Origin of the sequence: Streptomyces sp. (assembly GCF_031178505.1) — a bacterium.
GTDB lineage: Bacteria > Actinomycetota > Actinomycetes > Streptomycetales > Streptomycetaceae > Streptomyces > Streptomyces gulbargensis.
In genome coordinates, this window is record NZ_JAPSIW010001010.1 from 1 (window position 1) to 1,847 (window position 1,847).

The following is a 1,847-nucleotide window of genomic DNA, read 5'->3' on the forward strand; positions in this document are numbered from 1 at the left end:
GGCGACCTGCGCGGGCGGTGCGGGCTGACAGGGACGAGCCGACCGGCCCGCACCGCTCGCGCGGCCGGAGACGGGCCGACGGACGCGGCCGGGTCGGCGCGACCGGGGCACGGCCCGCCTGCCGGTTCCCTCCGGCCGTCGCGAGGACCGGAAACGGCCGCGGTCAGTCCCGTCGCCGCTCCCCGTCCGCGCATGGGGGCGCGACGCCGGGGTACTCGGCACGCGATCACCTTCGCCGCCGCGCGGGGGCCGGCGCGAGAACGCGCGCCCGCCCCCGTACCGGTGCGGACCAGTCCGTCGATGGGAGAGATGCCATGATCGCCACCAGTCCTCCAGCCGTCCCGCTCGCAGCCTCCGGTTCGTCCTCGATGCTGATGCCGCTCGTCGGGATCGCGGTGGTCCTGGTGCTCATCGCGGCGTTCTGGTGGGGGAGCAGGCGGGTCGCCCGCAGGCGTCGTCCCGTGGGACCGGTCCAGCCGCCGGCCGCCACGCGGCGGGAGGAGGGCACGCGATGAAGAAGACGGCGATCTTCTACAAGCCCGTCTCCCTGACCGTCGGCACCGCGGGCGGCCTGCTGGCCGGAGCGGCCTTCAAGCGGGTGTGGCGGCTCCTCGGCCATGACGACACCGACGCGCCCAGCGCCACCGACGAGGACCGGAAGTGGGGCGAGGTGCTGCTGGCGGCGGCGATCCAGGGCGCGATCTTCGCCCTGGTGAAGGCCGCCATCGACCGGGGCGGGGCCACCGCCGTGCGCCGGGTCACCGGCGCCTGGCCCACCTGAGCACGCCCCTCGCACCGTACGAGCCCCCGGACACGATGCGTCCGGGGGCTTTCGGTGTCCCGGGCGCCATGACTCCTGCGGGGCGCGGGGCGCACCTCTCGCCGTGCCGTCCCGCCCCCCGGTCCGTGGTGCCGTGTCGCCGCGCCGGTCGGACACCTCCGGACCACCGGGGAACGGGCGCGGGAGACCCCCCGGACAGGGCTTCGCCCCGCACACGCTTCGGTGTGCGGGGCGAAGGGTGCCCGGGAGCCCGAGAATGTCCGGCCCCCGTCCTGGGCGTGCGGCCCTGAGGGTGCGGGGCCGCGCGGTGAGGGCCCGCGGGGCGGGCCCTCACGACTGTCAGGCGTGGTGCGTGCGACGGCCCGCGACGGCGCGGTAGATCAGCAGAAGGATGATGGAACCGATGATGGCGGCCACCCATGTCGAGAGCTCGAAGAACCCGTCCACGGCCTCGACGCCGAAGATCACCTTGCCCAGCCAGCCTCCGAGCAGGCCGCCCGCCACACCGATGAGGGTCGTGACGACCAGCCCGCCAGGATCCCGGCCGGGCGTGAGTGCCTTCGCGATGAGCCCGGCCAGCAGCCCGATGACGACCCAGGCGATGATTCCCATGATGTGCCTCGTCTCCTTCGAGTTCTGCGTTGTGCCTCCCTCTCCGGGTGGACCCGAACAGCGTTTCTAAACCCTCCGGCCTCGCGGAAGGCGCGGCGTTCGGCGGCCGAGCGGCCCGGAGCGAGGCGTTCCGGGCCGAGTACGATGCGCGCGAAGATCGTCGTACGCATGAACGAAAGGGCGTCCGCGCCGCCATGTCCGGCTCCCCGAGCTCCGCGCCCCTCCCGCCCGCCTCCTCACCGTCGCCCTGGTGGCGGACGGGCACCGCACGGGTGGTGGCGATCGCCGCCGTGCCGTTGGCCGGGCTGCTGAACGACCGCCTGGGTAGCGTGACCCTGCTGGTCGCCCTGGTGCTGCTGTGGTGGCGCAGCCCCTGGCCGAAGCGGGGCCGTTTCGTCGCCTCGGTGGTGGCCGCTGCCCTCCTCGGGGCCGTCCTGCCCGATCGGCCGGCGCC

General features: G+C 74.8%; 4 protein-coding genes. 3 read left to right on the forward strand and 1 reads right to left on the reverse strand.

Going from position 1 to position 1,847, the window contains the following annotated elements:
- The first annotated feature begins 314 nt into the window (after positions 1 to 314).
- Both RIF68_RS35650 and RIF68_RS35655 read left to right on the forward strand, forming a co-directional pair.
- Positions 315 to 515: a DUF6479 family protein gene (locus RIF68_RS35650; RefSeq protein WP_309055763.1), complete on the forward strand. Its 201-nt coding sequence runs from the start codon at positions 315 to 317 to the stop codon at positions 513 to 515.
- Positions 512 to 781, forward strand: a complete 270-nt coding sequence (locus RIF68_RS35655; protein ID WP_309055765.1) for a DUF4235 domain-containing protein — start codon at positions 512 to 514, stop codon at positions 779 to 781. Before RIF68_RS35650 ends, RIF68_RS35655 begins: the two co-directional genes overlap by 4 nt.
- A 339-nt stretch (positions 782 to 1,120) precedes the next feature.
- Here the strand turns inward: RIF68_RS35655 and RIF68_RS35660 are convergent, their stop codons facing one another.
- Positions 1,121 to 1,393 (reverse strand): GlsB/YeaQ/YmgE family stress response membrane protein, encoded by a 273-nt coding sequence (locus RIF68_RS35660; protein WP_309055767.1) that lies wholly within the window; start codon positions 1,391 to 1,393, stop codon positions 1,121 to 1,123.
- A gap of 194 nt (positions 1,394 to 1,587) precedes the next feature.
- Between RIF68_RS35660 and RIF68_RS35665 the strand changes: the two genes are divergently transcribed.
- A partial coding sequence (locus tag RIF68_RS35665) for a hypothetical protein (protein ID WP_375165798.1) occupies positions 1,588 to 1,847 on the forward strand: 260 nt, incomplete at its 3' end.